The sequence below is a fragment of the Enterococcus sp. LJL120 genome, from assembly GCF_054871765.1.
The window spans coordinates 208,046-233,004 of sequence record NZ_JBTXLV010000001.1 but is presented as its reverse complement, the minus strand read 5'-3'; the positions used below and the strand labels follow the sequence as shown (position 1 = coordinate 233,004).

Sequence of the window (24,959 nt, the reverse complement as noted above, 5' to 3'; positions counted from 1 at the left end):
TTGAGGAAGCCTGAGAAGCCCCTCTTGGCCAACTAACTTTAAAATGGACCACTTCTCTTCATTTTTTTAATTTAAAATAAATTTTTGACTTTTCACTGCTAGAAAATGTTTTTTATTAGAACACGCTATTGACATTTAATGTGTCATACTATATATTTTTTTTAGATTGATAAGAACATCACATTAAAAGGAGAGCAGTAGATGAGCAAACTTATTTATGATTTTTCAGAGGGTACAAAGGAAGATTTGGACTTATTAGGCGGTAAAGGAGCAAACTTAGCGGAGATGACCAGCTTAGAATTACCTGTGCCTTTTGGCTTCACCATCACCACTGGCGCCTGCATGGATTATTTAGATACCCTTTGCCTTTCCCAAAACTTACTGGAGACAATCAAACAGTATGTCACATTACTGGAAAATAAAACAAATAAACAATTTGGTGCTACTCGCAATCCCCTCTTGGTGTCAGTCCGCAGCGGGTCAAAATTTTCGATGCCCGGCATGATGGACACTATTTTAAATTTAGGTTTAAACGATCAAACCGTGGTAGCTTTGGCAACAGCTACCGGCAATCCGGCCTTTGCCTATGATTGCTACCGTCGGCTAATTCAAATGTATGCCGATGTTGTCAAAGGTGTTGACCGCAGTTATTTTGAAAATTATTTAGACCATTACAAAAAGGAACATGATTATACAGAAGATAATCAATTAACAGGGGCTGACTGGCAACGGGTCACAGAAGCCTATCAGTTAATTTATATGGAACATATTAAAGAAAAATTTCCCCAAGATCCTTTTGAGCAATTAACCGCAGCGGTGCAAGCAGTTTTTGCCTCTTGGAATAATCCTCGAGCCAAAACCTATCGCCGGCTGCACCAAATTTCTGATGATTTGGGTACTGCGGTTAATATCCAAGCGATGGTCTTTGGCAATACTGGCGACCAAAGCGGCACAGGCGTGGCCTTCACCCGCAATCCCGCAACCGGCGAGACTGGTATTTTCGGAGAATATTTAATCAACGCGCAAGGGGAAGATGTCGTTGCGGGGATTCGAACCCCTAAAGAAATCAGTCAGCTACAAACAGAGCAGCCTGAGGTCTATCAACAATTTGAGAAAATTTGCGGGATTTTAGAAGACCATAATCGGGACATGCAGGATATCGAATTTACGATTGAAAATGGTGAATTATTTATTTTGCAAACTAGAAACGGTAAGCGGACTGCCAAAGCCGCCATGAAAATTGCGATTGATTTAGCTGAAAGCGGAGCGATTACCAAACAAGAGGCCTTGAATCGAATTACACCAGAAATGATTAATCAATCACTCCATCCTGTGTTCGATGAAGAAGCCTTAAAAAACGCCGAAGCTTTAGTCAGCGGTTTGCCAGCAAGTCCCGGTGCTGCTACCGGAAAAATTTATTTCACAGCAGCAGCGGCGAAGGATGCCCATGACGCTGGCGAAAAAGTTATTTTGCTGCGGCAAGACACTTCTCCAGAGGATATTGAGGGCATGGTGGTCAGTGAAGCCATCGTCACATCCAGAGGCGGCATGACTTCCCACGCCGCCGTGGTCGCCCGTGGAATGGGGACCTGCTGTATTGTGGGCTGTGAAGCCTTAGAGGTGGATGAATTTATGAAACGGGCCAAAACCGGTGACGTTGTTTTAGAAGAAGGCGACATTATTTCCGTGAACGGCAGCAGCGGCAAAGTTTATCTCGGCAAAATTCCGACAACCTTAGACAATGATTTTTCAAAATTATCGAAGATTTTGGAATGGGGCTTAGCGCTTGGCGATTTAAAAGTGCGTGCCAACGCTGAAACTGCTGAAGATATTCAGACAGCTTTAAAATTTGGCGCTGCCGGCATCGGCTTAGCCCGCACTGAGCACATGTTTTTCGGTGAAGAGCGCATTTGGGAAATGCGCAAAATGATTTTAGCTGATACTAAAGCCAGTCGTGAACAGGCTTTAGCTAATTTAGAAGTCTTTCAAATTCAAGATTTTCGGGAAATCTTTAGTTTGACGGCTGGCCTGCCCTGCACCATTCGCCTGTTAGATCCGCCACTGCACGAATTTGTGCCAAAGGAAGAGGACTTGAAACGGGCCGCTACAGAAACCCGTAAAAGTCTAAGCGATATTCGCCAGCGGATTGCTGAATTAGAAGAGGTTAACCCAATGCTCGGTCATCGGGGTTGTCGTCTGGGGGTTACCTACCCAGAAATTTATGAGATGCAGACCAGAGCGATTATCAAAGCTGCTCTAGAAGTTTCTCAGGCGCAAAACATTCAGGTGATTCCAGAAATTATGCTGCCGCTAATCAGTGAAAAACGTGAGTTAGATTTTCTGCGGGAGGTTTTAGAAAAAACGATTCAGGAAGTCTTTGACGAATATAATTTTGCGACGCCGTATAAAATCGGCTCGATGCTAGAAATTCCTCGGGCTTGCTTGACAGCGGATCAACTAGCTGAAAACAGCGACTTCTTTAGCTTTGGTACAAACGATTTGACCCAGCTAACTTACGGTTTTTCCCGGGATGATTCTGTTAAATTTATTCCCGAGTACATGGAAAAACATATTTTAGCTAATGACCCGTATCAACATTTAGATACGCAGGGAGTTGGTGAGTTGATGCGTACGGCGGTGAATAAAGTCACACCGCTGAATCAAAAAATTTCCTTTGGCGTCTGCGGAGAAGTCGGTGGTGATCCTGCTTCAATCGCCTTTTTAAGAGAAATCGGCGTCGATTACGTTTCTTGTTCTCCTTATCGGATTCCCGCTGCTATTTTGGCAGTCGCCCAAAGCAGCGTTTAATTTATAGCAACAGGAGTTTGAAGAGGCTGTCTAATTAGTCTTTTAGCAGATTAAAACCCAAACTATATTGTATTTGCTCTTTGGTCCATTAGGCCCTCGGCGCAAATCAGCAATATTTAGTGATTTTACTAGATATTGTTTGTAAAGTTCGGTTCTGCTTTAACTAATTACACAGCCTCTTCATTCTTTTTGCTATGATAAAGGAAAAAGTTTTCTAAAAGGAGTTTTATGATGTCCCTCTTTCACCGGCAGCACCGCAAGATTATTTTAGAAAATCCTTGGTATAATCTTTATCTCGATGCGATCACCGAGGAGAGAACCGGACAAAAGTTGAATTATTATGTCATTGATGTCCACAACGAATCTGTGGCGGGAATTATTTTAAACCCTCGCCAAGAAATTTTATTCGTGGCAGTGCCCCGATATTTACTAGACACTCTTAGCTGGGAAGTTCCCGCCGGCAGTCTTGAAGCTGATGAAACTCCCGAAACAGGATTGGCAAGGGAATGTCTGGAGGAAACCGGCTATCAAGTAACAATCACTGAAAAACTATACGAGTATTATCCTAGTAATAGTATCACCAACCAAAAATTTGCTATTTATTTAGGCTATTTACAAGAAGAACTACCGCAAAAAGTTTTTGATCAAAATGAAGTGCAACAAGTCAAATGGCTGACTATGACCAAAGTCAAAGAATTAATTCAACAAAATACGATTACTGACGGGCTAACCCTGACAGCCTTATTACTCTATTTGCAATATTTGACTGAATAAATCTGCATTTTTTGTGCAACATGCAATTGAGTTTTTCTTGTAACTCCCTTAAAATAACTTTATTAACAAAATTTATAAAGTTATTGGAGACTGCTATGAAAAATTATCAAAAAACTCTCTACGCTTGTTTCACAGGCTATATTGTTCAAGCTATTTTAAATAATTTTATTCCCTTATTGTTTTTGACCTTCCGCAGTCAATACGGAATTTCTCTGACCCAGATTTCATTGCTGATTTCAGGAAATTTCTTATTGCAGCTGGCAGTGGACTTTGCGGCAATCTTTTTTGTCGACCGGATTGGTTATCGGGTTTCGATTGTCTTAGCCCATTTGTTTGCTTTTATTGGCTTAGGAAGCTTGGCCATTTTACCCAATTTACTGCCAGATCCATTTATTGGCTTATTATTATCCGTTTTAATTTATGCGATTGGCGGCGGTCTATTAGAAGTCTTAGTCAGCCCAATTGTTGAAGCCTGCCCGACTGACAATAAAGAAAAAGCCATGAGTCTGCTCCACTCCTTTTACTGCTGGGGTTATGTTGCCGTGGTTTTAGTCTCGACAATTTTCTTTGCGATTTTCGGCATTGCCAATTGGCCGATATTAGCAGTGATATGGGCCTTAATTCCTCTAGCAAATATGTTTATCTTCACCAAAGTACCGCTGGCTCCAGTTGTGCCTGAGGGCGAAGTTAGCTTAAGCAACCGGCAGCTTTTTGGTTTGAAAAGTTTTTGGCTCTTTTTGGTGATGATGGTAGCCGCCGGAGCTAGCGAGCAATCCATCAGTCAGTGGGCCTCGACTTTTGCCGAGCAGGCCTTAGGTGTCTCCAAAGCGCTCGGAGATTTGGCTGGCCCAATGCTTTTTGCAATTATGATGGGACTTTCCCGTTTACTCTATGGAAAATACGGTGAAAAGCTCCAGTTAAATAAATTTATGCAGGCGAGCGGCTTTCTCTGTCTTGCAGCCTACTTGCTCGTTGGACTAAGCGGTAATCCAATATTTGGTTTTATCGGCTGCGCTCTAAGCGGTTTTTCGGTTGGCATTTTATGGCCAGGAACCTTCAGTCTTTCTTCTAAATATATTCGTAACGGTGGAACAGCGATGTTTGCCTATTTGGCTTTAGCGGGGGATTTGGGTTGTTCGATTGGACCGGCGCTAGTAGGAACCGTTGCCCAAAATTCTGGTAATTCATTACAGGCAGGGATTCTCAGCGGCAGTATTTTCCCAATTATGCTAGTTGCCTGTGTCTTTTTAGTTGGTGTGATGAGTCGTAGGCGGGCTAGTGTTGTGTTGAAAAAGGTTTAAATTTTCTACAAAAAAAGATTTACCTAACGTTGCCGGAAACATCTCAGGCAAGGCTGGGTAAATCTTTTTCTTTAGCTGATAGCTGTCAGCTTATTTTTTAAAGCCACCGTAAAATGGGCATCTGTTTTTTCTTGAATTTCCTCTAAACTGGAATTGTCATTGATTTCTGTTAAAGTCAGTTCTCCGTTGATAAATTCAAAAACCGCTAATTCGGTGACAATCATATTAACACAATTCATTCCCGTTAAAGGTAAAGTACAATCAGTTAAAATTTTGACTTTTCCCTTTGCGGTATGTTCCATGGCTACGATGACTTTTTTGGCACCGGAAACTAAATCCATGGCCCCGCCCATGCCCGGCACCATTTTTCCGGGGATAATCCAATTGGCTAGATTGGCTTTTTCATCCACTTGTAATGCGCCTAAGACGGTAAAATCAACGTGACCGCCACGGATTAAGGCGAATGATGTGGCGGAGTCAACAAAGGCTGCTGCTTGAGAAATTTGTGCCGGTTGACCACCAGCGTCGGTGACATAGGCTGGATCAAAATCGCCAGCATTGCCGGCACCGACAATGCCGTTTTCCGTTTGAATCGTCACGTCGACACCTTCAGGTAAAAAGCCGGGAATCATTGTCGGCAGTCCAATGCCTAAATTCACCAGAGCACCATCAATAAATTCTTCTGCCACTCTTTTGGCGATAATTTGTTTTGTTGTCAATTGCTTTTCCATTTAGCTCACCTTCTTTGCTGTGACAAAATCTACTAGGACTCCCGGCGTCACGATATTTTCTGGCTCAATCGCAGACACGAGATGATCGGCTTCAACGATTACTGTTTCTGCCGCTAAAGCCATCAGCGGGCCAAAGGTTCTCGTCGTTCCTCGATACCAGACATTGCCGCTTTCATCTACTTGAAAGCCGCTGATTAAAGCGATATCCGCTTTTAAAGGTCGTTGAATTAAATATTGTTTGCCATCTATTTCCGTTTTACCGATGGTATAACTTTGATCTTCAACGATTGTGCCCACGCCTGTTGGGGTAATGATTCCCCCAAGACCGGCACCGCCAGCGCGAATCATTTCGGCTAGAGAGCCTTGTGGAATTAAAATAACCTCCAGCTCACCAGCATTCATCTGCTGAGCCACTTCAGGATTTAAACCCACATGAGATGCAATTAAAGTTTTAACTTGATGATTATGAATCAGCTTCGCAATGCCGTAAAAGTCCTCCCCTTGAGGGCCAACGGGCATTGAAGCGTCATTGGCAATCACGGTTAGATCTTTAACTCCGCTAGCTGCCAACGCTTCAATAATTTTATGGGGGTTGCCACAGCCCATAAAACCGTTAATCATCAGCGTCGCACCGCTAGGAATTTTTGCCACGACTTCTGCAATCGAAATTTGTTTATTTTTCATTCGTTTCACCTAAACCTTTTCTACAATCAGAGCCGTTCCCATGCCGCCACCGATACATAAAGTGGCCAAGCCTTTTTTAGCCTCAGGTCGTTTTTGCATTTCATGCAGGAGGGTCACAACAATTCTGGCCCCTGATGCGCCGATTGGATGACCAAGGGCAATTGCCCCCCCGTTGACATTGGTGATTTCCGGATTAATTTTCAATTCCTGTAAATCAGCTAGTGCTTGCGCCGCGAAAGCTTCATTTGCTTCAACTAAATCCAAATCAGCCACCGTCAGGCCAGCTTTTTTCAAAGCATTTTTAGTGGCCGGCACCGGTCCCATGCCCATAATCGAAGGGTCGACGCCCCCTTGCCCCCAGCTGATAATTTTTGCCAAAGGTGTTAGTCCGTATGCTTCGACAGCTTCTTTTGAAGCAATGACTAAAGCTGCTGCACCGTCATTAATGCCAGAAGCGTTGCCGGCGGTCACCTTGCCATCTTTTTTAAAGGCTGGCTTTAGATTCGCTAATTTTTCGGCTGTTGTTTTTCGAGGGTGCTCATCGGTATCGACGACAATTGTTTCCCGTCGATTTTTAACAGTTATCGGGACAATCTCATCTTTGAAACGACCAGCTTCAATCGCCGCAAACGCTTTGTTTTGAGAATTAAGGGCAAAATCATCCATTGCCTTTCTGGAGAGCTGCCATTGTTCCGCAATATTTTCTGCGGTGATACCCATGTGATAATCATTGAAGGCATCCCAGAGACCATCATGAATCATTGTATCGACAAGCTCCGTATTTCCCATCCGGGCACCAAAGCGGGCCGTTTCTGAAACATAGGGCGCATTACTCATGCTTTCTGCGCCACCAGCGACAACAATTTGATTGTCACCAGCTAAGATTGAACGCAGACCTTCGATAATTGTTTTCATACCGGAACCGCAGACCATATTGATTGTGGTCGCCGGTACTTCTACCGGCAGGCCGGCTTTGATGGCAATTTGCCGTGCGACATTTTGCCCTTGTCCCGCTTGTAAAGTTGCGCCGAAAAAGACTTCATCGACAGCCTCAACTGGCACCTGACTTTTTTCTAAAACTTTTTCAAGAACAGCCGTCCCTAAATCAACGGTTTTTAAACTGCTTAACGCACCGCCGAAAGATCCGATGGGGCTGCGTAAAGCTGCTACAATATAAACTTCAGTCATCTAAATTTCTCCTTTACGTGCCAACTAAATGGCACCAGTGATAAGTCCTGATACTAAGATAATGATCGAGACCAGATAGGCCCATGGAATGGTTTTTCGTTGATGTTCCCCAAGGTCGATACCAACTAAGCCAATTAATAAGAAAGTTGCAGGTGTTAATGGGCTAATTGGAAAACCAGTCGTCATTTGACCGACAATCGCCGCATGACCGACGCTTAACGGATCAACGCCAACTTGAGCGGCGGTTGATGCCAAGACTGGTAAAATTCCGAAGTAAAAGGAATCTGGGTCAAAGAGTAAACTCATCGGCATCGCTAAAATTCCGACAACTAATGGCAGAGAACCGGCCATTGAAGCAGGTACGATTGAAACTAAACCATCCGCCATCGCTGTAATCATGCCACTGTTAGTCATGATACCAGTAAAAGAACCGGCCGCAAATAGAACGCTGGCCATCGTCAAAGCTTCGTTGCCGTGGGCTTTAATTCGTTGATTTTGTTCAGCAGGTGTGCGGTAGTTCACTAATAAAGCTAAACAGAAGGCAATCATAAAGACAGCTGCCGGTGGTAACACGCCGGAAATAATGGTAGCAATCGCAACGATAATTAAAATCAAGTTAGGAATAAACATTTTGGGCCGAGCAAATTCACTGGCCGTTGAAAATTCTGTGTGATCGAATTCAATTTCTTCAAAGCCACCTTCTGCAATTAAGCGGCGTTTTTCCCGCAGGCCTAAGTAACCAGAAATTACAATGGCCGCAACCATCCCGATACATACTGGGATAAACATCGTACCGTAAAAACTCATCGGCGAGTCAGCTTCCAAAGCACTCGCTGCCCGGATGACTGGTCCACTCCAAGGTAAAATATTGGCACCGGCTGCAATTGCAACGATTGTCGCTAATGTTGAACGGCGCATTTTTAATTTTTCAAAAATTGGTAAAAAGGCTGGTACTACAACTAAGAAAGTCACGGCACCTGAGCCATCCAAGTGAATAAACATGGCTAAAATGGCCATGCCGACTGCAATTTTTACGGGATCTTTTCCCACCACCCTCAAAATCCCCCGGATAATCGGGTCAAAGGTACCCGCATCATTTAAAACACCAAAGAATAAGACCGCAAAGATAAACATAACACCGGTGCCGGATATAGATTGAATCCCATCCAGCATAAACTCGCCGAGTTGCGGGCCGAAGCCCGCAAACAGCGCTGTTAGAACCGGTACGATAATTAAAGCCATAACTGGAATCATTTTTTTGCTCATGATTAACAGTAATAAGACGACAATTGTAATTATTCCCCAAATTGCTAACATAAGGAACCTCCTAAATATCCATTTCTAATAAAGCACTGCTGAGGGCTTTACCGTGGGTGTCAACTGCTAGCGAGCGAGTGACTCCGCCGCCCAAGGTATTGTCTAAAACAAAATTCAAAGCGTTTAATTGCGGTAATTCATAACGATCGACTTTGGTAGTGCCAAATTCACTAAACCATTCCATAACTTTTTCGCTCGTCACCGCGGCTTTAATCACTTCATAATTTCTTTCTTCATAGGCAATCAAAGAAATTGTCGAAATATTTCCTTTGTCACCAGTTCTTGAGTGTGCGATATTATATAATTTCATTTTTATACTTCCTCCCAAACTAATTCTAAACTTGGTAAATCTTCCGGAACTAAAACTGATGCCACTGAGACAATTGAAGTTACTTTGCCACGGGCGCCACCGCCAGCACTTGGTCCGTTAGTATATAGTGCTTCAACTTCTTGACCGACTTTAACGGCTAATGCTTTGTCGTGGGTTCTAGCAGCAATCCGCAAGCGAATTTCAGAAAAGCTCGGGTCACTACCTAAGAATTTATTGCCTAATTTGTCTTTGTAAAGACTATCGACGCCAATGTAATCAATCCGTAATTCTTCATAGTGATAACCTAATAATTCAAAACGTTTTTCGATAATCTCTGCTGCCAGCTGCGCCCGTTTTAAGGCGTTATGACCGCCGTAAGAAATCTCTCCTTCACCGATAAAGCCATCGGTATAACCAACGCTGACTTTTAAGCTGCCAGTACGAGCTTTACCCGTTGCTCCAGCAACTGCAACTCGATCGGTAGCAATTTCCGTCAGCGTAACTTTAGAAAAATCAGCGACTACATCTGGCGTCTGATAATTAGTTGGGTCTTGAATTTCATATAATAATTGTTCTGTGACCGTATCAACGGTCACTTCGCCGCCTTTATCGGACAGCTTTGTAATTACGATTTCGCCGTTTTCGCTCACTTCGGCAATTGGAAAACCTAAATTCCACAAATCCGCAACATCTTTGTATCCAGGATCAGCAAAGTAGCCGCCAGTCACTTGACCGGCACATTCTAATAAATGGCCGACGACCGTGCCTTTGCCGAGAAAATCAAAATCATTAAATTCATGACCAAATTCATGCATCATTGGGCCAATCACCAAAGCAGGGTCAGCAACCCGACCGGTGATAATAATATCCGCACCACCTGCTAAAGCCTCCGTAATTTTTTCGCCGCCGATATAGGCATTAGCTGATAAAATATTTTCTGCTAATTCAGCCAGCGGGCGACCGGTTTCCATCACCGGTTCATTTTTGAATTCAGACAATTTTTCAACAATATCATCGCCGATTAATGCAGCGATTTTCAAGCCTCCAACACCATGCTTTTCTGCTAGTTCTTTAACTTTTCTAGCGGCAAAAATGGGATTTGCAGCCCCCATGTTAGTGATGATTTTAACTGGGTGTTCTTTTAGTAGTGGTAAGATTTTTTCAAAGCGGTATTCCAATAATGGATTGTAGCCTTTTGTTTCGTCGGCCAATTTTTCTTTTTGCGCTAATGCGATGGTCCGTTCAGCCAAACATTCAAAGATAATATAATCTAAGTTGCCCTCCTTGATTAAATCCAAGGCCGGTTCAATCCGGTCGCCACCATAGCCTGCTCCTGAGCCAATTCTAATTGTTTTCATTTAGTTACTTCCTTTCAAGTTTTCTACACTTCACTATTAAGCAAGTAGCGTGCCAACTTTTTTTGAATAGAAATCAGGGTTTGCCGTATAGAATTATTTATAATTTCTAAAAAATTAGAACAAAATGGAAGCGATTACCTTGAAATCCTTTTCAAACCAAGTATAGTAGGAGTATGATTAGAAAATTCTAAAATTCTAGAATTTTAGGAAAGGTGGTTCCCAAATGAAAGTCTCACCAGAAACCCAATTAATTTTAAATGCGATTTATTCGCCTTTGTTGATGATTGACCCTGAAGGCGCGATAACCTTTGCCAACCAAGGCTATCAAAAAATGACCGATTTAATTCCCACTGAAATTATCGGCAAAAAATTAAAAGACGTCCGCCCTGATTCGCGTTTAACCGAAGTTTTAGATTTAAAGCATCCCCTGCTGACGATTCGAAGAGAAATTAAAGGCAAAGAATTTTTCACCAATCTCGTGCCAATTATCGAAAATAATCAAGTCATCGGGGCGATTTCCAGCTCAATTGAATCGACTGATTTAAAAATGTATAAAGAGCGGCTGCAAAAATCAGAAGTCACCATTAAACAATTAAAAAATAAAGTCTATGCCACCCGCTACACCTTTGACAGTATTCAAGGGCACTCCTCCGCCCTTTTAGCTACTATTCAACTGGCAAAAAAAATGGCCAAAAGAGATTCCACCGTCTTGATTCAAGGGGAGAGCGGCACCGGAAAAGAACTGTTTGCCCAATCAATTCACAATAGCAGCGAGCGGCAAAATGCGCCTTTCATCCCCATTAACTGTGCCTCGTTGAACACTGAAATGTTGGAGAGCGAACTGTTCGGCTACACTAGCGGGTCTTTTACCGGTGCTAAAAAAGAAGGTAAGAACGGTGTCTTTGTCGAAGCGGAAGGCGGCACGGTTTTTCTCGATGAAATTGGTGAGATGGATTTATCTGTCCAAACCAAATTACTGCGGGTTTTTCAAGAGCGGCGGATTCGTCCCCTTGGCAGTAGCAAGGAAATTCCTATCAATGTCCGAATTATTTGTGCCTCCAATCGAGACTTAGACGGGTTAGTAAAAAGTAAAAAATTCAAACATGACCTCTTCTTCCGTTTGGCAACTTTTACTTTAAATATTCCCGCCCTTAGAGAGCGCAAAGAAGATATCATCCCGCTGGCCGAATTTTTCCTAGAACGGCAAGGCTCCGCTATCATGATGGACAGCGCCTTTGAAGGCTTTCTGAAAGCCTATGAATGGCCTGGTAATATCCGCGAGCTGCAAAATGTGATTGAATATTGTAGCGTCATGACCACCAATGATAAGCTGACTACTGATTTGCTGCCAAAATATCTCGCCAATTATCAGCAGACGGCTGCGCCAACTACCGAATTGGCCGAAGAAGACATTATTCCTTTAAAGCAATATGTTAAGCAGAAGGAAAATGACTACATCGCAGAGCTTTTCAAACGCAACGGCACTGATATTGAAGGCAAGAAAAAAACCGCCAAGCAATTGGGCATCTCGCTGGCGACTTTGTACAATAAATTAGGCATCTAAGGAGTTCAATATGGAACAAGGTCTAGCACCGATTTACACTCAACAAACAGAAATACTAATTCTCGGCAGTGCCCCCAGCCAAATTTCGTTAAAAAAACAGCAATATTACGGCAATAACGGCAATCAATTTTGGAAAATTCTCTTTGAATATTTTGATTTGCCTTTATCGACCGACTACAATCTGCGGATAGAGGAACTATTGAAGCATCACTTGGGCCTGTGGGATGTCTATGCCAGCTTTAATCGAGCCGGCAGTTTGGACAGCTCCTTTATAGAAACTCAGCTGAATGACTTTCAAAAATTGCGGAAAGCAACTCCACATTTGCGTCTTATTGTTGCCAATGGTCAAAAAGCCTACAGCGAAATTTTGGCCCATGATTTATTTCCTGATTTGCCAGTGGTGAGTTGTCACTCTACTAGTGGGGCCAATAATGGAAATGCAGTGGCGCGGCGGGAACAGTGGTTTGAGGTGTTGGGGAAAAAGCTTACGTGAATTTAACTTGACAGAGCTTAACTTAGTCGAGCTTCATCTATATCATACCTTCACCGAATATATCGCAGGTGAAGAGCAAACTTGAATGTAAAAAAATCATTCAACAATCAGCAAAAACTACTGTTGAATGATTTCGTATTCTTCTCTCAAATCAACTCAAAATTTCTCAATAACTCTCCCAGCCCAATTTCTCGCCAACCTTTCCATACACATAAAATGAACTGCCCGCCAGTAAGGCCATAAATCCTAAAAAGAAATAAGCGGTTGTCATGGAAAAGGAATCATTTAAGGTACCAGCAATGATGGGAAACAAGGTCATGCCAATGGCGTAAATGGCTTGGAAAAAGCCCATTGCCGTTGATTTCTTTTCAGCTGGAACCTCCATCATGGCCTCGGAAGTCAGGAGTGAGAATAAAATACCGGTTGCCATACCAGGAATCAGCTGTAAAAAATAAATCAAGGCAACCGAAGGGCTTAAAGGAACGGCCACGCAATAAACCGCTAACAAAATGAAACTGAGAATAATCCAATTTTTCTTTGGTAATTTGTTGATGAAATCAGTCGAAGCTAAGCGGGCAAAAAAGACGGCGGCAACCATGTAAATTATTGAAGATATTCCCACTAAAAGACTTGAATCACTCAATGTTTGAATAATCTGATTGGTAAAAGACATCGTCGTTGACATCTGAATCCCTTGTTGGATAAGTGCCAATAAAGAAAACAATAACAAACGGCGATTTTTGCCAATCTGCAATAATTCCCCTAATTTGATAGTAGAAGGTTGACTTTTTTGATTGACAACAAAAAGTGAAAAGCCAAAACCGATGAGACCAGCGAGCAAACTAAAGAGACAAATAATTTGCATCCCCAACATGTTAAATAACAATGTGCTGGTGATAAAACCTAACAACATGCCTAGATTATTGGCCATGATGATTTTACTTGTTGCACTCGTTTGTTGCAGCTTAGAAAAATAACTTAGATATAAAACCATAAATGAAATCCAAGTAGCGCTGGCAAATCCAGATAAAATATTTGCCACTAAAAAGCCGATGCCGTCTGGACTAATTATTCGGATTAGTGATGCAAATCCCGCCAGTAAAACACCTATTGTGATGAAGAACTTATGATTGCCCCGCAAATCAGCCATGACTCCGACGGGTAGACGTAATAATAATTGCGAAATTCCGTAAGCGCCAACAATCATACCGACAAAATTTGTCGACACATTGATAGCTGCTAAGTATGGGGTTTGATAAGGAATATAAACATACTGGGCGAACCAGAATAAAATAACTATCAACAATATTAATTTAGGCTGTTTTTGACTTGTGATTTTCATAACAAATTCCTCCTCGATAAACTAGTGACTATCTTAACGGTCAGAAAAAGAATTTGCAAATCTTTTTTTAGGGAAAAATTCACGAAAAAATTTTTTCGGAAAAATCTTGACTATTTTTTGTAAGCGTGTTAATTTTGAATCAAATAAAACAAGATGCAGTTTGACATGTTACTGGTAAAGCAGGCAAGATCGAATGTACCTGAATGATATCCATGGGCGACCGATGGTGTTATTTAAGTATGTTTGATCTTTTTTTGTTAGCTGACATCATTTCCGCTGGCCAACGGAGCAAACCTGATTTTATTTTTTAGAAAAATATCGTTTTGCTTTTTATTTAACAAAAGCGCTTACTGTTTTGCAGCAACAGAAGTTGTAGCAATCTTTGAGAAGGCTTACCAACTTCAGCAAATGCTATACTCGAAAGCATCTCAGCAATGATTTTACTTATTCAAGCAGTCTAAAAAGAAAACAGCTCATGTTTTTACAAATAGTGTCTCTGAAAACAAGGAGGAACCCAAATGAACTACAAAGAAACAGCTCAAACAATTTTACAGCAAGTTGGCGGCAAGGAAAATGTCAGCGGCCTGACCCATTGTTTTACCCGTTTGCGGTTTAATTTGAAGGATAAATCAATTCCTGATAAGGAACAGATTTCCAATATCGAAGGAGTTATCTCAGTTGTCGAGAGCAGCGGTCAATATCAAGTGGTCTTAGGCAATAAAGTCGAAAAAGTCTATCAGGAATTAGAACCCCTTTTAGGTGATTTAGATCAGATGCCGGCGACGGAAGAAAAAGTCGGTTTCGGTACCCGCATTTTAAATGCAGTGGCGGCGATTTTTACACCGACTGTTCCAGCGATTGCCGCTTCAGGGATGTTAAAAGGGATTTTATCGGTAGCGGTAATTATTGCCAATAATTTTTATCAGACGGATATCACAACTTTTTCAACCTATACGATTTTAAATGCGACGTCTGATGCCCTCTTTTATTTTATGCCAGTCATCTTAGGCTACTCGGCTTCAAAAGTCTTCAAGTGTAACGAATACATTGCCATGATCGTCGGAGCAACCCTGTGTTATCCAGCGATTGTTGCGCTAATGACTGGCGATGCGGCGGTCACATTATTCGGCTTGCCTGTGACGCAAGCAAGCTACACCTCTTCAGTGATTCCGATTATTATTGCAGTATTTATTTTGTCTTATGTCCAACGCTTTTTGGATCGCGTTATCCCAGAAGTTTTAAAAATTATCATGGTACCGACCTTCTCACTGTTAGTTATGATTCCAGCAACGCTGTTGATTTTTGGCCCGATTGGCATTTACATCGGTGAATTCATCAACTTTATCTACTATTATATTATGGGACTTAGCCCGATTTTATTGGGTGCCTTTATTGGCGGTATCTGGTGTGTCTTGGTTATCTTTGGTGCTCACCGGGCGATTATTCCAATTGGGATTAATGATGTGGCTCAAACTGGTCGCCAAAATCTTTTGGCTTTTGCTGGTGCTGCTAACTTCTCACAAGCCGGTGCAGCCCTAGGAGTCTTTTTGAAAACAAAAAATAAAGGCTTGAAAACTGTCGCAGCCTCTGCAACAGTCACCGCCCTCTTTGGGATTACCGAGCCAGCGATTTATGGAGCCAACTTGCGTTTGAAAAAACCGATGATTTATGCAGTAATCAGCGGGGCTTTAGGCGGAGCTTTGATGGGCTGGGGTGGTTCATACGGAACAGCCTTTGCCAATCAAGGAATTTTAACCATTCCGGTTTATGCAGATGCGGGAACGAAAGCATTTGTTTGTTACTTACTAGGTTCAGCAATTGCCTTTTTCGGTGCTTGTGCCTTGACCGTCATTTTAGGCTTTAAAGATTTACCAGAAGACGAAAAGAAAAAAGCAGCAACCGTAACAGAAGCAACTTCAGAATATACTATTTCAGATACAGATTTAAAAACCTTGTCACCTGTTAAAGGGATGACAATTCCTTTAACTGAAGTTAAAGATGAAGTCTTTGCCTCTGGTGCAATGGGCCAAGGAATTGCCGTCTATCCAGAAATCGGTGAAGTTTTAGCCCCGATGGATTGCGAAGTCTCAGTCCTTTATCCAAGTTTGCACGCTATCGGTTTGAAATTAGATAATGGTATTGAAATGTTGATTCATGTTGGCATTGACACCGTTGAGCTCAACGGGAAATTTTTTGAAGGCTTTGTTAAAGCGGGTGACCACATTACCAAAGGAACTAAAATTGTCAGCTTTGATCTTGATAAAATCAAAGCAGCCGGCTATGATCCGACAACTTCGATTATTGTCACCAATACAGCGCAGTATCGAGCAGTTGGCTCAAGCCAGCAGGCAACCATTGATTTTGATGAAGACTTATTATTTATTCGAGAATAGGAGATTTTAAGATGAAACGTTTTGCAGATAATTTTTTATGGGGTGCCTCGTCCTCCGCTTTTCAAATTGAAGGCGGCTGGGACGCTGATGGCAAAGGGATGAGCGTTGCTGACTATAATTCTTTTAAGCGCTCTGCTATTCAGGCAGATAGCAAAGTAGCCAGTGATTTTTATCATCACTATCAAGAAGACATTCAGTTAATGAAGGAAATGGGTCTGAAGACTTACCGTTTTTCCCTTTCATGGGCCCGCATTATTCCTGATGGCGATGGTGAAGTCAACCAAGCAGGGATTGACTTTTATAATCAAGTGATTGATGCTTTATTAGCGGCAGATATTATGCCTTTCATTACCCTGTTTCATTTTGATTTACCCTTTGCCTTAGTTGAAAAATACAACGGCTGGGAAGATCGCCGCTGTGTGGAAGCTTTTCAACGTTACGCTCAGGTTTGTTATCAAGCTTTTGGTGACCGGGTGAAGGACTGGCAGGTCAATAATGAGCAGAATTTAATGATTCGAGTCAACGAGCGGATGAACATGTATGATGTAGCCCCAGAAGACGCTGAAAGAGTTCGAGCGCAGATGGATTATCATATGTTTGTCGCCCACGCCTTAGCCACCAGCGACTGTCACAAACTGGTGGAAAATGGTAAAATTGGACCAGCTGTTTCCTCAACAATGACTTATCCTAGTTCCAATCGACCTGAGGATGTTTGGGCTGCAAAAATGAACGATAATTTCAAAACCAATTACGGTTTAGAGATGTATTGCTTTGGAGATTATCCCGGATATTATAAAGAGTATCTAACTAAATGTGGTATCTATCCGAAAACACAACCAGAGGACGCCGCTATTTTAAAAGCGGCCAAGCCGGATTTTATTGCCTTAAATTATTATCGGACGCTAGTTGCCAGCTATCTGCCTGTCGATAAACAGCATCCCTATGGCACAAAAGAAAAAGATATCGATTTTGATTTGTATGGTTTCTTTAAAGTCGAACGCAACGAACATTTGGCCTCTTCAAAATACGGTGCCCAAATCGATCCAATGGGCCTGCGCCTAGTCTTAAACGAATATTATCGTCAATACCGTTTACCATTGATTATTACTGAAAATGGCTTAGGTACTCCTGATGTTTTAACAGAAGATGGAAAAATCCACGATGATTATCGCATTGACTATATCCGTGACCATATTGCCGCTTGTTATGATGCCATTCAAGATGGCGTTGAACTCTTTGGCTATTGTCCCTGGTCTGTTATGGATTTACTCAGTTCTCATCAAGGTTTCAAAAAACGGTACGGCTTTATTTTTGTCAATCGAGAAGACCATGAATTGAAGGACTTGGCCCGCATCAAAAAAGATAGCTTCTATTGGTATCAAGAGGTAATAAAACATAACGGCTTAGAATAAAAATGGAGAACACGCGATGCAAATACTGAAGGTTATGAATAATTCTTTAGTCCTCGCCCTCGATGAGACCGGCACTGAATGTGTCTTAATGGGCAAAGGCATTGGCTTTAAACAGTCCATCGGCAATCCCGTTGACGATGAGAAAATAGAAAAAGTCTTCCTATTAAAAGATAAAAAAGTCCTGCTGAATTTTGTTCAGCTAGCCAGTGAGCTAGATGATATCTATTTTCAGTTGGTGCAAAAGATTGTCGCTTATGCCCATGACACTTTTAAGATGGAAGTCATGGACTATCTCTACCTCTCCTTGTCTGACCACATTGCCTTTGTGGTCAGACGCCTGGAAAACGGAAATATCGGCGAAAATTTCACTTACATCGAAGTAATCAATCATCATCGGGAAGAATATTTGATTGGCAAGTTTGCCGTTCAATTAATCAATCAAGAATTGAACATTCAGCTACCAGAAAGTGAAGCTACCGCCATTGGTCTTCATTTTGTCAATGCCAAGCTCAACTCATCAGCTTTCCAAAAAGAGCAGGCGGTTGCCGCCCTCGTAAAAAATATCGAACGGCTAGTCACCCGCTCCTTAAATCTTGAGTTTGACAAGGACAGCTTTTCTTATTCCCGATTCTTAACTCATCTAACTTATTTTGCCGAACGAGTCTATGAAGAAAAACTTTTTGAAGATAAAGAATCCGAAGTCCTTTTTAAGTCTTTGCAGGAAAACATGCCTCAAGAAAGCCTCGCTATACAAAATATTCAGCAGTTTATCTTAACTAAGTATCACCAAGAGCTTTCCAAGCAAGAAAAAATCTATCTACTGGTTCATTTACATCGGCTTGTCAGTGAAGCCAATAACCACGCTTAAATGAATAATACAGTCTCAGCAGCATCTTTCAGACACATTAGCAAACTAGCCGAATAGTTTGCTGACCATCTTGAAAGAACTGCTGAGTTTTTTGTTTGATTAATATAGAAGATACCCTTCCTGTACGCGATTCGCTAAAATTTCAACGAACAAAAAACAACCACCCAAAAGCCTTAATCAGTAAACTGACCTGCTTTTAAGTGGCTGTTCAACCTTTTTATTTCGTTCATGCAACACCAAAACCGCTACATATGCTTAACCAAAAAATTCATCCATAAAATCATCGTATTCTTTTTGATCGTATTTTTCGAATTTGCCAGCTTCATGTAAAATCTTCTTGATTTCGAAAATCGCTTTGCGTTGTTCGGCCCAAGCTTTGATTCTGCTGTCAGTATCTTCGAATTTTTCTAAAGTAACATCCAATTTGTCGATTGTATCGGCAATTTTTTCTAAAGCTTTTTCTTCTTTTGCATCATAATTTGTCATGATAAAGCCTCCTCAAATTGGTTATCTTACACAAAATAGTATAATGCTTTTGCGCAGATAAGTTAAATAATATGATTCTTTTATGATAAACAGACTATTTTCAAATATTTTTTCTATATTCTAAGTCTGGCGTTCCAAAATAAAACTTGTTTGTGATAAAGCCTCACTGCGGACTCGTAAGTCCTGTGGAAACAGCTCATATTTGAAATCCTCTAAGGTGAAATAAAACATCCGCTCTAAATCGTTGGTAAAAGCTGAGGCAAGGGCTTCATCTGTGTATTGCAGCTTCAAGGTCTCATCATCTTCTGCGACAACCGTATATAAATTCTCCTGTTCCTTAACAGTTGCCAGCTCATCATCTGAAAGACCTTCCTTGTCTACGTCTAGATAGACAGAGACATTTTCTAAACGATAACGATTCGTTCCCGTTGCCTTCAAATCACCTTCAAAAACCATATTGATATAATCGGTATTTTGAACATTTTTGATGGTAAAACTGGTTTGCTCCTCCTTAACATCTAGCTGATAAGTCGGATTATCAGATGCAGTCCACGTTCCCATGATTTTGTTATGAAAGGGGTAAAAACGATAGATGCCAAACGCCAAGAGCAATAGCATCACGGCAATCGCCCCATAAATCAGTCGATAGACTTTTTTTGAAACAGTCGGTAGCTTAGCCAAGTTCTCATCAGAGATAAGTTCTTCATCTTCTGGTATTTCTTCGACTACTTCCGTATCTATCGGGCTGTCATTTTCAGCTGTTGTTCCATCAGACTTTGTTGAATCGGTTGCTGCTGTCTTTTCCTCTTGCAGAAGTTCTGCTTGTTTTTGCTGGTCTTTGGTTACTTCTTCTAATGATTTGTTTTCGTCATTTTTCATTGGTCAGCCCTCCTAGACATCATTTCTTGGGGGGCGTTTTTTTGAGGAATTCGACTTTTTTTGCGGTCCTTTTTTCCCCTGTATTTGTTGGCGCTTTTTACGTTCCCGCAGTTTGCGTCTCCGCAACGCTTCTTCCCGGCGACGACGATCTTTGCGTTTTTTCAAGTAAACTAATAACACAATCAAAAGAATTACTAAGCCTAAGATGGACAATCCGATAATGATATACAACAGCGTATTGTCTTCGTCTAAATCAATCGCTGATTCATTTAATTTTTTAGCTTCATCTGCTGTAATTTCAAAAGTCTGATCCCATTCCCAGTGCTGGCCAGTCGCTTCTGAATCGGCCGTCATCCGCAAGCGGTAAGTTCCCGCTTGGAAACGTTGACCTTCCCAACTAATTACATAATCAAAATGTGAATTAGGTGCAAAGCGATAGCCCGTGACATTGGCTTCATGTAACACTTCATCACTGCCATCACGGTAAACTTGCGCAGAATAAGTAATATCTTCTAAAACATTAGCTTGATTATTTTGCAGTGTCACCAAAACCGCATTTCTACCAGAAGTCTGGCCGGCTGCTACATTGAGTAAATCTAATTCTGCCGGTACTTCAGTATCTGTTTCTTGTAATTTCAAACCGACTGTATAAGCAATTTGATTTTTTATGGAGACACCCGAACCTGAATCAGCCGTTTCGCTTTCTTCATCTTCTGGCAAAGAGACCCGCACGGCGCCTAAAATCATACCATCAAAAGATTCTTCCGGCATATTAACTGACAATTGGGTTGAGACTGTGCTGTTAGCAGGCACGGTAACCGTCTCAGGCACCGTTACCAAATCGCTCATTCCAATCTGCAAAGTATTGTCCCGTTCATATTCCTCTCCCCGCAAGGAGTAATCAATCGAACCGGTCGAATTAGTCGTGGCATTGGTAATCGTCAAAGAAACCGTCTGCTCCTGATCTGAGCTATTGGTTAATTGCAGCTCTAAATCCTGCTGCTGTCCCGGTGTCATCCGCAAATCATAATAGGTGACATCTGATGCTTGATTTTCCGGCAGAATTGCTTTTACTGATACTTGTAAGTTATCAGATGCTGCTTGGGCTAATTGCGGCCAGCTGACAAAAAGCAGCGCCAAAAAGAAAATTCCTGCAAAGGCCTTAAAAATTTTGCTGTTCATGTAGAATGCTCCTTAAGTTAATCACTAGTATGTACAAAGAGATTGCACTTGAGTCAGATGAGACTGTGTCATTAGCCTTTTTACAGAGGAAATTTCAAACTAGATGGTTCGTAAATTCCAGTTCTGTTTTAACTAATGTCTCAGCCTCATTTTTTCTGTCAAAGGAAAAAAATGCTTTTCAGATCAAGAAAATTTAGTTACTTATCTGAAGGAAAGCACTGACTCAAAGCGGCAATCCCATTTCGCAGATTTTTAAAAATAAGTGAGAGAGACTTTTTATTCCATTGCTAGATTAAAATCTCAGCGGAAAACTTATCTTCTATCTGTTTTTATAAAGTATCGTCTAAACTCCAAGTCAGCGTTGAGCTGTAATTGCCGGCAATCATTTCATTCGAAGGCACGAACAATTGAACTTGGTCATTTGTTGTTGCAGTAGTATCAGTCGCAGCTGCATAGGCGTTATTGAATACTAATGAAGAAACAGAACCGTTTGATGTATTGCCAGTAGAAGTTGTTGTCTTCATTAATTCATAAGAGCTGCCTGGTGTTAATTCTACGTAATCACCAGAAATAGCCAAAGCTGACAATAGACTGCCATTAGTTACAGTTGTATTGTATTGTTGGTTATTTGTTGTTGTGAAGCCTGATAGACGAATCCGTGTGTTAGTTAAAGATGTTGTTGGTGAAGTTGGGCTATCTGCAAAAGTTGTCGCAGACAAGCTCACTTTAAAGTTGCTGCTTGCATTACCAGTCATATCTTGAACTTGCACAAATTGATAAATATTTCCGCCAGTACCAACAGAAGTGTCATCGTAAGTATAAGCGTGAATTTTTGAATCAATTACTTGGTCATAGGCTGTTGCTGAAACTGTGCCAAAATCAAAATTAGGTACCCAGTTAAAGCGTAAAGTTGCTGTAGTTGAACCATTTTTACCGTATGTTGCGTCCATCCCAATTTTATCGTTGTAAGTTCCTGGTTTAATAAATCCCTCAAAAGTTGGGTCAGTACCGGCAGTGATGGTCACTTTACCGTCTGTTGTTTGGCTGTCAGTTGAAGCAGCCAAAGCGCTTGGTGCAAAAGCGACAACGCCCAGTACACCTAAAGTTAAGCCTGTAATAATTTTATTTGCTTTCATTTTTTCATTTCCCCTTTTTTATAATGCGTCTGCTAATGTCCATGTGAAGGTTGCGGTGTATTCTTCAGCGTAGGCTACATCAGTTCCTGGTACAAATAGTTTCAAGCCTTCATTGGTTGTTCCTGTAACAGCGTATGGATTTGTAGCTGTTGTGTCATTTGGATTGTACTGTGATGTGCTTGAGAAAACTAAACTAGAGTCAGAACCGTTTGTGTTAGCACCTGTCATAATTGTCAAATCTTCTCCCAAAGTAGCTGAGACAGTTGTGTAACCTGTTGAGCCAATTGTTAAAGCTGTTGCTGTTGCTGTTGAACTCGTGTTAGCTTTTAATGAGTTATAAGCAGTGGCTGCGTAAATTTGTACGCGAGTGTTTGCTAAGTCTGGTGCTGTACTTGCTGTATCAGATGGTGAAAAGGCAGTCGTTTGTTGTAATGATAAGGTCCAGCTGTTGGTTGCTTGGGCCGTTTCATCTCTGACTTGGGCAAAGACAGGAATGTTGGTGCTTGTACCACCGTCAACAGTTCCAGTATTCCAAAGTGAATTGTAATATTTATCTTTTGTACTAACTTCCTGGGTACCAAAATGTAACGTCGGCACAGATTCAATTCTCAATGGCCCATTAGTATGACTGTTTTCACCTGGATCTGGTGTAACTGTATTGCCACCATCTTTATCATCTGGAGCTGTTGGATTGCCCCCTTCTGTACCGCTATCTGCACCTTTAAAAGTAACGTCGCCTTCTGTCGTTGTTTTGCCGACTTCTGCTGCTGCAGCTGGTAAGGCAAAGCTAACTGCCATCAATAAAGCAGCTGAGACTGTAACCCAATGTTTGATTTTCATTCTTCTTCCTCCGATTGATTTATTGTTAGACAGGAGAGCTAAACTTCCTGTGTTACCTTGAAGTTTAGCCGCCCTGATTAACGCCGATTAAAGCGTGTCGTTAATTGCCCAGTTCAGAGTGGTTTCATATTTGCCACTTGAAATAACTTGGTTAGCTGGGATAAACAATTTAACTCCTGGATTGGTTTCATCAGTATTTTTGTTTGCATAGCTTCCTAAAAGAACGTTATAACTACCTGCCCCGCTGCCAGAAGGTGCACTAACTAAAGTTGTCGCTGAGCTAGTCAAATCTGTATAGGCACTTGTTCCTGTGTTAGCTAAAGTGATTGCTGATGTGCTGAAGCCTTCAGTGTTAGTTACAAACATGTTTTGGATTGAAAAGACCACGTTTAATTGGTCAGCACTGTTTGTTGCATTGGTTAATTTTTGATTGTTAGAAACAGTCACATTCCAACCTTGTGTGCCCCCACGCAAATCACGCACTACAAAGAAGCTTGGACGAGTATGAGTGACTGTGGTATTGGCACCACTTGCATCTTGTTCTGTCACTGTTTGGTATTTAGCGTAGTAAGTGTTACCTGCGCTGCTATAGCTAATCGTGTGGCTACCAAAATCAAAGTCTGGCACATAAGCTAAACGCAAAGCGCCGGTTGTTGAACCGCCATCCCCGCCTCCAGGGTTACCTGGATCAACTGGAACTTCACTACCACCATCGCCATCGCCTGGGTCACCAGGTTCAGTGGTGCCGCCACCGCCGCCGCTAGTGTCTGCGTTGAATTCAACAAAACCATTTGTTGTTGTACTACCAGCTGCTGCTGCTGAGGCATTCACGCCACCAGCTAATGTCAAAAGACTCACTACGGCAAGCCCGCCTAAAACTTTTTTCTTCATGTAAATCTCCCCTTAACTTTTCTAAACTCTTATAAAGCTGCTTCAAAATTCCAAGTTAAACTTGTCGAATAACTGCCCGCTTGAATTTTATCTGTATTTGGAATGAACAAGCTGACACTTTGAGCTGCCTCTGAAACAGACCTTCCAAAGGTAATAATCCAAAAACCGGCTGTCTTTCCTTCGGCATCTTTAGCAATCGTGGCACTTTCTTGAGTGTCAGCAGCAATGGTCACTTGCTGTCCTAAAGTAATCGCCTCTTCGCTAAAGCCACCAGTAGAATTGGCTTGGATGTTTTTGAAGGTCATCGTAGCACCCGCAATTTTATTGCCGCTTTGACTAGCAAGCGACTGGCTAAACTTAGCTGTTAAATGCCAACCATTTTTGCTGCCGCTGCGGTCTAAAACTTCTACAAAATTCGGTACTTCATTAGTTGTGCCATCTACTCGAGTGACCGTTGGATTTTTGGCATAATAAGTCATATCGCCTGAGGCAATTTCATGACTACCAAATTGAAAATCGCTGGCATAAATAATGCTATAATCGCCGCTGGTTGCTGCTTTGTCAGTTTGAATCGGCAAATCTGGAAAGAGCGGGTCAACAGCCGTAACATTGTCAGTTGCGCCAGTCGTAAATTCGATAAATCCGTCAGTAGTTGTTTCATTAGTAGCCGGTGCTGGTGTGGCTGCCACTAAAAATGGCAGTCCCGCAGTTAGAGAAAGCACTAGATATCTTTTTTTCATCATGCACTCCTCCTCTTCCACCAGCGGTACAAGACAAAGGCAACCAAAGCTAATCCAATCAAAAATAATAATGATAAGGTGACTTCTCCGGTATTCGGCAATTTACCACCGGTACCTGGCAATACTTTTCCAGGAGAGGTAAAAGTAATGCCGATATTGCTGTCCATACTTGTGGCACTGGCAGTTAGCGGCAATTGGAAAATGCCGCAAAAGATTGCTGCCAAAGCCGATAATTTAGCAAACCGCTTTTTCATTTACACTC

General features: G+C 41.8%; 23 protein-coding genes. 8 read left to right on the top strand and 15 right to left on the bottom strand.

Annotated features, from left to right (window positions below; translation table 11 throughout):
- Positions 1–201: 201 nt before the first annotated feature.
- The 3 genes from ppdK to ACYSNU_RS01160 all read left to right on the top strand — a co-directional run bounded on the left by ppdK (position 202) and on the right by ACYSNU_RS01160 (position 4,883).
- On the top strand, positions 202–2,808 hold the full coding sequence (ppdK, locus tag ACYSNU_RS01170; RefSeq protein ID WP_461735397.1) for a pyruvate, phosphate dikinase: 2,607 nt from the start codon (positions 202–204) through the stop codon (positions 2,806–2,808).
- A 231-nt stretch (positions 2,809–3,039) separates the two neighbouring features.
- A complete protein-coding gene (locus ACYSNU_RS01165; protein WP_461735396.1) occupies positions 3,040–3,582 on the top strand; it encodes an NUDIX hydrolase in 543 nt (180 codons plus the stop codon).
- Positions 3,583–3,677: 95 nt separating this feature from the next.
- Positions 3,678–4,883, top strand: a complete 1,206-nt coding sequence (locus ACYSNU_RS01160) for an MFS transporter (RefSeq protein WP_461735395.1) — start codon at positions 3,678–3,680, stop codon at positions 4,881–4,883.
- Between the two features lie 71 nt (positions 4,884–4,954).
- On the opposite strand, the gene ACYSNU_RS01155 is transcribed toward ACYSNU_RS01160, so the two are convergent.
- From ACYSNU_RS01155 to ACYSNU_RS01130, 6 genes are read right to left on the bottom strand one after another with little or no spacing between them, the layout of a single operon-like run.
- On the bottom strand, positions 4,955–5,614 hold the full coding sequence (locus ACYSNU_RS01155; protein WP_461735394.1) for a 3-oxoacid CoA-transferase subunit B: 660 nt from the start codon (positions 5,612–5,614) through the stop codon (positions 4,955–4,957).
- Positions 5,615–6,298, bottom strand: a complete 684-nt coding sequence (locus ACYSNU_RS01150) for a CoA transferase subunit A (protein WP_265455779.1) — start codon at positions 6,296–6,298, stop codon at positions 5,615–5,617. It abuts the gene before it with no gap.
- Between the two features lie 9 nt (positions 6,299–6,307).
- Complete coding sequence (locus ACYSNU_RS01145; protein ID WP_461735393.1) at positions 6,308–7,486, bottom strand: acetyl-CoA C-acetyltransferase; 1,179 nt, start codon at positions 7,484–7,486, stop codon at positions 6,308–6,310.
- 24 nt (positions 7,487–7,510) lie between these two features.
- Positions 7,511–8,803, bottom strand: a complete 1,293-nt coding sequence (locus tag ACYSNU_RS01140; RefSeq protein WP_461735392.1) for a CitMHS family transporter — start codon at positions 8,801–8,803, stop codon at positions 7,511–7,513.
- Between the two features lie 10 nt (positions 8,804–8,813).
- Positions 8,814–9,113: an AtuA-related protein gene (locus ACYSNU_RS01135; protein ID WP_461735391.1), complete on the bottom strand. Its 300-nt coding sequence runs from the start codon at positions 9,111–9,113 to the stop codon at positions 8,814–8,816.
- Between the two features lie 2 nt (positions 9,114–9,115).
- The gene (locus tag ACYSNU_RS01130; protein WP_461735390.1) at positions 9,116–10,471 is read right to left on the bottom strand and encodes an acyclic terpene utilization AtuA family protein; all 1,356 of its coding nucleotides are present in this window, start codon (positions 10,469–10,471) and stop codon (positions 9,116–9,118) included.
- Between the two features lie 223 nt (positions 10,472–10,694).
- On the opposite strand from ACYSNU_RS01130, the gene ACYSNU_RS01125 reads away from it, so the two are divergent.
- The gene (locus ACYSNU_RS01125; RefSeq protein WP_461735389.1) at positions 10,695–12,035 is read left to right on the top strand and encodes a sigma-54 interaction domain-containing protein; all 1,341 of its coding nucleotides are present in this window, start codon (positions 10,695–10,697) and stop codon (positions 12,033–12,035) included.
- 10 nt (positions 12,036–12,045) lie between these two features.
- Complete coding sequence (locus tag ACYSNU_RS01120) at positions 12,046–12,528, top strand: DNA-deoxyinosine glycosylase (RefSeq protein ID WP_461735388.1); 483 nt, start codon at positions 12,046–12,048, stop codon at positions 12,526–12,528.
- Between the two features lie 166 nt (positions 12,529–12,694).
- On the opposite strand, the gene ACYSNU_RS01115 is transcribed toward ACYSNU_RS01120, so the two are convergent.
- Positions 12,695–13,870: an MFS transporter gene (locus ACYSNU_RS01115; protein ID WP_461735387.1), complete on the bottom strand. Its 1,176-nt coding sequence runs from the start codon at positions 13,868–13,870 to the stop codon at positions 12,695–12,697.
- A 518-nt stretch (positions 13,871–14,388) separates the two neighbouring features.
- On the opposite strand from ACYSNU_RS01115, the gene ACYSNU_RS01110 reads away from it, so the two are divergent.
- Genes ACYSNU_RS01110 through ACYSNU_RS01100 form a run of 3 tightly spaced genes read left to right on the top strand, consistent with a single transcriptional unit; the run spans position 14,389 to position 18,543 of the window.
- Positions 14,389–16,263 carry a beta-glucoside-specific PTS transporter subunit IIABC gene (locus tag ACYSNU_RS01110; RefSeq protein WP_461735386.1) on the top strand — a complete coding sequence of 625 codons (1,875 nt, stop codon included), beginning with the start codon at positions 14,389–14,391 and terminating at the stop codon, positions 16,261–16,263.
- An 11-nt stretch (positions 16,264–16,274) separates the two neighbouring features.
- Positions 16,275–17,675 carry a glycoside hydrolase family 1 protein gene (locus ACYSNU_RS01105; RefSeq protein ID WP_461735385.1) on the top strand — a complete coding sequence of 467 codons (1,401 nt, stop codon included), beginning with the start codon at positions 16,275–16,277 and terminating at the stop codon, positions 17,673–17,675.
- Positions 17,676–17,691: 16 nt separating this feature from the next.
- Entirely contained in the window at positions 17,692–18,543 is an 852-nt protein-coding gene (locus ACYSNU_RS01100) for a PRD domain-containing protein (protein ID WP_461735384.1), read from the top strand.
- A 255-nt stretch (positions 18,544–18,798) separates the two neighbouring features.
- On the opposite strand, the gene ACYSNU_RS01095 is transcribed toward ACYSNU_RS01100, so the two are convergent.
- The 8 genes from ACYSNU_RS01095 to ACYSNU_RS01060 form a co-directional block, all read right to left on the bottom strand.
- Complete coding sequence (locus ACYSNU_RS01095) at positions 18,799–19,029, bottom strand: hypothetical protein (RefSeq protein ID WP_461735383.1); 231 nt, start codon at positions 19,027–19,029, stop codon at positions 18,799–18,801.
- 120 nt (positions 19,030–19,149) lie between these two features.
- Positions 19,150–19,908 (bottom strand): hypothetical protein, encoded by a 759-nt coding sequence (locus ACYSNU_RS01090; protein WP_461735382.1) that lies wholly within the window; start codon positions 19,906–19,908, stop codon positions 19,150–19,152.
- 12 nt (positions 19,909–19,920) lie between these two features.
- Complete coding sequence (locus ACYSNU_RS01085; RefSeq protein WP_461735381.1) at positions 19,921–21,090, bottom strand: DUF916 and DUF3324 domain-containing protein; 1,170 nt, start codon at positions 21,088–21,090, stop codon at positions 19,921–19,923.
- A gap of 329 nt (positions 21,091–21,419) precedes the next feature.
- Positions 21,420–22,226, bottom strand: coding sequence for a WxL domain-containing protein (locus ACYSNU_RS01080; protein ID WP_461735380.1), 807 nt, complete (start codon positions 22,224–22,226; stop codon positions 21,420–21,422).
- Between the two features lie 18 nt (positions 22,227–22,244).
- On the bottom strand, positions 22,245–23,066 hold the full coding sequence (locus ACYSNU_RS01075) for a WxL domain-containing protein (protein WP_461735379.1): 822 nt from the start codon (positions 23,064–23,066) through the stop codon (positions 22,245–22,247).
- An 87-nt stretch (positions 23,067–23,153) separates the two neighbouring features.
- Positions 23,154–23,957, bottom strand: a complete 804-nt coding sequence (locus tag ACYSNU_RS01070) for a WxL domain-containing protein (protein WP_461735378.1) — start codon at positions 23,955–23,957, stop codon at positions 23,154–23,156.
- A 29-nt stretch (positions 23,958–23,986) separates the two neighbouring features.
- Positions 23,987–24,697: a WxL domain-containing protein gene (locus tag ACYSNU_RS01065; protein ID WP_461735377.1), complete on the bottom strand. Its 711-nt coding sequence runs from the start codon at positions 24,695–24,697 to the stop codon at positions 23,987–23,989.
- The gene (locus ACYSNU_RS01060; protein WP_461735376.1) at positions 24,697–24,951 is read right to left on the bottom strand and encodes an LPXTG cell wall anchor domain-containing protein; all 255 of its coding nucleotides are present in this window, start codon (positions 24,949–24,951) and stop codon (positions 24,697–24,699) included. Before ACYSNU_RS01060 ends, ACYSNU_RS01065 begins: the two co-directional genes overlap by 1 nt.
- Positions 24,952–24,959: the final 8 nt, after the last annotated feature.

Coding starts and splice junctions, on each gene's coding strand:
- ppdK (WP_461735397.1), top strand. CDS start 202: ATGAGCAAACTTATTTATGATTTTTCAGAGGGTACAAAGGAAGATTTG.
- ACYSNU_RS01165 (WP_461735396.1), top strand. CDS start 3,040: ATGTCCCTCTTTCACCGGCAGCACCGCAAGATTATTTTAGAAAATCCT.
- ACYSNU_RS01160 (WP_461735395.1), top strand. CDS start 3,678: ATGAAAAATTATCAAAAAACTCTCTACGCTTGTTTCACAGGCTATATT.
- ACYSNU_RS01155 (WP_461735394.1), bottom strand. CDS start 5,614: ATGGAAAAGCAATTGACAACAAAACAAATTATCGCCAAAAGAGTGGCA.
- ACYSNU_RS01150 (WP_265455779.1), bottom strand. CDS start 6,298: ATGAAAAATAAACAAATTTCGATTGCAGAAGTCGTGGCAAAAATTCCT.
- ACYSNU_RS01145 (WP_461735393.1), bottom strand. CDS start 7,486: ATGACTGAAGTTTATATTGTAGCAGCTTTACGCAGCCCCATCGGATCT.
- ACYSNU_RS01140 (WP_461735392.1), bottom strand. CDS start 8,803: ATGTTAGCAATTTGGGGAATAATTACAATTGTCGTCTTATTACTGTTA.
- ACYSNU_RS01135 (WP_461735391.1), bottom strand. CDS start 9,113: ATGAAATTATATAATATCGCACACTCAAGAACTGGTGACAAAGGAAAT.
- ACYSNU_RS01130 (WP_461735390.1), bottom strand. CDS start 10,471: ATGAAAACAATTAGAATTGGCTCAGGAGCAGGCTATGGTGGCGACCGG.
- ACYSNU_RS01125 (WP_461735389.1), top strand. CDS start 10,695: ATGAAAGTCTCACCAGAAACCCAATTAATTTTAAATGCGATTTATTCG.
- ACYSNU_RS01120 (WP_461735388.1), top strand. CDS start 12,046: ATGGAACAAGGTCTAGCACCGATTTACACTCAACAAACAGAAATACTA.
- ACYSNU_RS01115 (WP_461735387.1), bottom strand. CDS start 13,870: ATGAAAATCACAAGTCAAAAACAGCCTAAATTAATATTGTTGATAGTT.
- ACYSNU_RS01110 (WP_461735386.1), top strand. CDS start 14,389: ATGAACTACAAAGAAACAGCTCAAACAATTTTACAGCAAGTTGGCGGC.
- ACYSNU_RS01105 (WP_461735385.1), top strand. CDS start 16,275: ATGAAACGTTTTGCAGATAATTTTTTATGGGGTGCCTCGTCCTCCGCT.
- ACYSNU_RS01100 (WP_461735384.1), top strand. CDS start 17,692: ATGCAAATACTGAAGGTTATGAATAATTCTTTAGTCCTCGCCCTCGAT.
- ACYSNU_RS01095 (WP_461735383.1), bottom strand. CDS start 19,029: ATGACAAATTATGATGCAAAAGAAGAAAAAGCTTTAGAAAAAATTGCC.
- ACYSNU_RS01090 (WP_461735382.1), bottom strand. CDS start 19,908: ATGAAAAATGACGAAAACAAATCATTAGAAGAAGTAACCAAAGACCAG.
- ACYSNU_RS01085 (WP_461735381.1), bottom strand. CDS start 21,090: ATGAACAGCAAAATTTTTAAGGCCTTTGCAGGAATTTTCTTTTTGGCG.
- ACYSNU_RS01080 (WP_461735380.1), bottom strand. CDS start 22,226: ATGAAAGCAAATAAAATTATTACAGGCTTAACTTTAGGTGTACTGGGC.
- ACYSNU_RS01075 (WP_461735379.1), bottom strand. CDS start 23,066: ATGAAAATCAAACATTGGGTTACAGTCTCAGCTGCTTTATTGATGGCA.
- ACYSNU_RS01070 (WP_461735378.1), bottom strand. CDS start 23,957: ATGAAGAAAAAAGTTTTAGGCGGGCTTGCCGTAGTGAGTCTTTTGACA.
- ACYSNU_RS01065 (WP_461735377.1), bottom strand. CDS start 24,697: ATGAAAAAAAGATATCTAGTGCTTTCTCTAACTGCGGGACTGCCATTT.
- ACYSNU_RS01060 (WP_461735376.1), bottom strand. CDS start 24,951: ATGAAAAAGCGGTTTGCTAAATTATCGGCTTTGGCAGCAATCTTTTGC.